The sequence below is a fragment of the Accumulibacter sp. genome (genome assembly GCF_031732815.1).
GTDB lineage: Bacteria > Pseudomonadota > Gammaproteobacteria > Burkholderiales > Rhodocyclaceae > Accumulibacter.
Genome location: NZ_JAVMKF010000165.1, coordinates 1 through 4,387 on the forward strand (window position 1 = coordinate 1; position 4,387 = coordinate 4,387).

Sequence of the window (4,387 nt, forward strand, 5' to 3'; positions counted from 1 at the left end):
ACGGCGTGCGGCGCCGCCTGGCGTGTGCGAGTGAGTTCGTTCGCCTCGGCCGGGCTGACGTGTCCCTGCTGACCGGAAGCCGACGAGATGACCGACAGCCAGATGACTTTCTGCGCTGCGGCTTCCCGCTGCTGCTCCTGCATGTTGCCCGCGCCGTAGTGCTTGCGGACGTAGGGGCAATCGTGGTTGGTCCATTCGAGGACTACTGTCTTGCCGCGGTATTCGGCCAGGCGATGCGTCTTGCCTTGGCTGTCGACGCCGGTGAACTCGGGTGCCGGCTCGCCGACGCGCGGCGCCGCCAGTGCGCTACCCAGGTGCAGCGCGAAAACAATTGGCAGGCAAGGCAGGAAGCGATGTCTCAGGAAGCGCAAACAAGTGAGCAGCATGGTCTTTCTCCAAGAGGATCAAAGGGATTGCAACACTTCAGCGATGAGGTCTTCGCTCAGCAACTGGGGCAGGACGAGCGGCGTCGCGCGCCCCGGCGTGTACAACAGGTAGAGCGGAACGCCGCTCCTGCCGTGGTGCTCGAGCTGACGCGCGATCGCCGGATCGCGCCGCGTCCAGTCGGCGACCAGGTAGACGACGCCGCGCTCGGCGAAACGCCGCCGAGTATTTTCGGTCGCCAGCGCGACGCGTTCGTTGACCTGGCAGGTGATGCACCAGGCAGCCGTGAAATTGACGAAGACCGGGTGTCCGGCCGCGGCAAGTTCGCGCACTCGCTCTTCCGACCAGGCCAGCCGCTGCGTCTCGGCGCTGGTCGGGACCTTGATCTCCGGCGCGATCAGCGGACGCAGGAGGAGCACGATGAGCGCACCGACAGCGACGGCGAACAACGCGCCACGCCAGGCGCGCGGCTGCCATTGCCCGTAACACCAGGCAGCCATGGCGAGCGTGACGAGGCCGGCCAGCGCGGCGCCGAAAGCGCTTGCCCCGGTCTGCTGGCTGAGCACCCAGAGCAGCCAGGCGGCGGTACCGTAGAGTGGAAAGGCGAGCGCCTGCTGCAGGCGTTTCATCCACGGCCCCGGCCTGGGCAGCCAGCGCGCGAATGCCGGCGAGACGCTGAGCAAGAGCATGGGCAGTGCGAAGCCGGCCGCCAGCGCGGCGAAAACGGCGAGCGCCTCACCGGCCGGGCGGGTGAGCGCGAAGCCCAGCGCTGTCCCCATGAACGGCGCCGTGCACGGGCTGGCCACGACGACGGCGAGAACGCCGGTGACGAAAGTGCTGAACAGGCCGCTGCCGCCGCCCAGCGCCTGGCCCGCGCCGATCAGCCCGGCGCCCAGCGTAAATACCCCGGACAGGTTGAGGCCGACGAGCAGCATCAGGTAAGCGAGCAGCACGACCAGCAGCGGCGACTGGAGCTGGAAGCCCCAGCCGAGGGCCGCGCCGCCGGCGCGCAGGAGCAGCAGGGCGCTCGCCAGAACCAGGAAACTGAGCACGACGCCGCCCGCGTAGCTCAGGCCGTGGGCAAGCCGCCGGCGAGCGTTCGCGCCGGCTTCGCGGACGAAGCCAAGCAGCTTGATGGCCAGCACCGGTAGCACGCAGGGCATCACGTTGAGCAGCAAACCGCCGAGAAAAGCGAGGCCGAGGGCAAGCAGCAAAGCGGGCGATTCGCTGGTCGCGGTCGCTGCCGGGCCGTCCGCGACCAGCGCCGGCGCGGCGTGCAGGCGCAGCGCATGCGCCCGCCGGGCGGAGCCAGCGCGCTCCGGCGTCTCGACCACCAGCAGGCCGTCGAGCGGGGCGTTCCCGCTCGGCGGCAGATCGCCGACGACGACGCGCAAGGCAACGCCGTCACCGGCCGTTTGCCGGTGCTGCGCGCCGCTCGGGTCGACCGGGCCCCAGTCGTAGGCGGCAAACCAGACGGCGGCGCGTTCATCGACAGCCAGACCCGGCACTTCCAGCGTCAGCGTGCGCGCGTCGTCGGAGACCCGATAGCGCCCGCCTGTCGGGCCGTCTGCCGGCCATTGCGCGCGCGCGGCAGCGAACAGCTCCTGCGTCGTCGGGTCGCCGCGCACCGCGCCGGCGGCGTGTGCACTCGGCAGTACGAGGGTCAGGCGAGCTGACTCGGGAATGCATTCGACGCGGCAGACCAACCATTCGGCGTCGAGCACGATGCGCTGTGCGCCGGCCGGCAGCGCAGTCTCGGGTATGCGCAGCGGGACGAGCAGCGTCACCGCCTTTTCGTAGCCGTAATTGGTCAAGGGTCCGACCGGCAGACGCTGCGGCACCGGCCAGTGCACTTCGCCGGCCGTCCAGCCGACGGGCAGCGTCCAGCGCAGCAGCGGAGCAGCGCCGGAAGCGCCGGGATTGCGCCAATAGACGTGCCAATGCGCAATCAGCTCGAAGTGCAGCCCCAGCCACAGCGTCTGTCCGGACGTGGCCTGCGGCGGATCGGCGAGCAGCGTCACTTTGGCGTGCGCCGTCGACACGCTCGCCGCGCCCTCGGTTGGCGCGCCTGACCAGGCCGGCGAGCAGGCCAGCCAGACAAGCGCGAACAACCCGGCAAGAAATGCGACGAGCGCCGGCGGCCGACGTCGCGCGATCGGCTGCACGCGGCTACTTGCTGCGCGCGTAGAGGCCGGTGAGCGTCGCCTTGCCGAGGCTGTTCGCATTGACCATGAAGCCGGCGAGCGCAGCGCTTGCACCGGCCGGAAGCTCGAGCTTTTCGAGCTTCATCGCGTACACGGTGAAGTGATAACGGTGCGCCTTGTCGCCGACCGGCGGACACGGGCCGCCCCAGCCCGGCCCGCCAAAGTCGGTGTTGATCTGCACGGCGCCCGCCGGCAGGGCGCTTCCGTCGGCCTTGCCGGCGGCCAGCGGTAGCCCGCTGGCGCCGGCCGGCAGATTGATCACCAGCCAATGCCACCAGCCGCTGCCGCCAGTCGGCGCGTCCGGGTCGTGCACCAGCACGGCGAAGCTCTTGGTGCCCGGCGGCGGATTCTTCCACTCGAGCGCTGGCGAAACATTCTCGCCAGTGCAGCCAAAACCGTTATAGACCTGCTGCGCGTTGATCATGCCTTGCGGCTTGATTTGCGGCGAGACGAGGGTGAAATCGCCGGCCTGCACGCCGAGCGCGGCGAGGGCCAGCGTCAGACCAAGAGAAATGTGCTTCATCGGTTCGCTCCACAGGAAAAGCAGGAAAGGGGAAGAGCCTTCGGCCGGAAATTGTAGCCGAAGCACCGGGGCGGCGCGTGCAGGTACGAGCGTTCATAGCCATTCGCTATACTTATTATGCTGATAATTGATTGGACCTATCCTTCTTGCAATCCTAGACTGAGTTCGTCCGGAGTGAATGCGACTCACGCTCCGGCCAATCCTGTTCGGCGAGCTACGCCGAGCAACTGCGGGCAAGCAGAACCCGGACGCTCGCGGATAGCCCATTTCGCACAGCCAGAGGAGAGAACCATGTCAAACCATTCAAAGTGCCCATTCTCGGGTGACGCCGCCAACACGACGGTCGCCCCGGCTTCGACCAACGCCGCCTGGTGGCCGCATCAACTGAAGGTGGCGATGCTGCACCAGCCATCGGCCACGGCGAATCCGCTGGGCGAATCGTTCAACTACGCCGACGAGTTCAGGACGCTCGACCTGGACGCAGTGGTCGCCGACCTGCACGCGCTGATGACCGACTCGCAGGACTGGTGGCCGGCCGACTACGGCCACTACGGACCGCTCTTCGTGCGCATGACCTGGCACGCAGCGGGCACCTACCGCGTCGCCGATGGTCGCGGCGGCGCCGGTACCGGCGCACAGCGTTACGCGCCGCTCAACAGTTGGCCCGACAACGGCAACCTCGACAAGGCGCGCCGCCTGCTCTGGCCGATCAAGCAGAAGTACGGCCGCAAGCTTTCCTGGGCCGACCTGCTCGTCCTCGCCGGCAATGTCGCGCTGGAATCGATGGGCTTCAAGACTTTCGGCTTCGCCGGCGGTCGCGCCGACATCTGGGACCCGGCCGACGAGGTCGACTGGGGTCCGGAAGCGACCTGGCTGGGCGACGAGCGCCACCACGGCGAGCGACAACTTGCCAAGCCACTGGCTGCGGTGCAGATGGGCCTGATCTACGTCAATCCCGAAGGTCCGAACGGCCAGCCCGATCCCCTGGCCTCGGCGCGCGACATCCGGGAAACCTTTGCCCGGATGGCGATGAACGACTACGAAACGGTCGCGCTCGTCGCCGGCGGTCACACCTTCGGCAAGGCACACGGTGCCGGCGACGCCGCGCTCGTCGGGCGCGAGCCGGAAGGCGCGCCGATCGAGGAGCAAGGCCTGGGCTGGCGCAGCAGTTTCGCCAGCGGCAAGGGAGCAGACGCAATCACCAGCGGCCTGGAAGGCGCCTGGACGGCCAATCCGATTCGCTGGGACGACGGCTACTTCGCGACGCTGTTTGGCT

4 protein-coding genes are annotated in these 4,387 nt (G+C 68.4%); 1 reads left to right on the plus strand and 3 read right to left on the minus strand.

What is annotated here, in order from left to right:
• The 3 genes from RKP46_RS11000 to RKP46_RS11010 form a co-directional block, all read right to left on the minus strand.
• Window positions 1-386, minus strand: a 386-nt coding sequence (locus tag RKP46_RS11000) for a redoxin domain-containing protein (RefSeq protein WP_311106683.1), incomplete at its 3' end; no start/stop codon positions are given.
• A gap of 18 nt (window positions 387-404) precedes the next feature.
• The gene (locus tag RKP46_RS11005) at window positions 405-2,549 is read right to left on the minus strand and encodes a protein-disulfide reductase DsbD domain-containing protein (RefSeq protein WP_311106684.1); all 2,145 of its coding nucleotides are present in this window, start codon (window positions 2,547-2,549) and stop codon (window positions 405-407) included.
• Window positions 2,550-2,553: 4 nt separating this feature from the next.
• Window positions 2,554-3,111: a YbhB/YbcL family Raf kinase inhibitor-like protein gene (locus tag RKP46_RS11010; RefSeq protein WP_311106685.1), complete on the minus strand. Its 558-nt coding sequence runs from the start codon at window positions 3,109-3,111 to the stop codon at window positions 2,554-2,556.
• 291 nt (window positions 3,112-3,402) lie between these two features.
• Here RKP46_RS11010 and RKP46_RS11015 point away from each other — a divergent pair.
• Window positions 3,403-4,387: peroxidase family protein (locus tag RKP46_RS11015; RefSeq protein ID WP_311106686.1), on the plus strand; the 985-nt coding region annotated here is incomplete at its 3' end.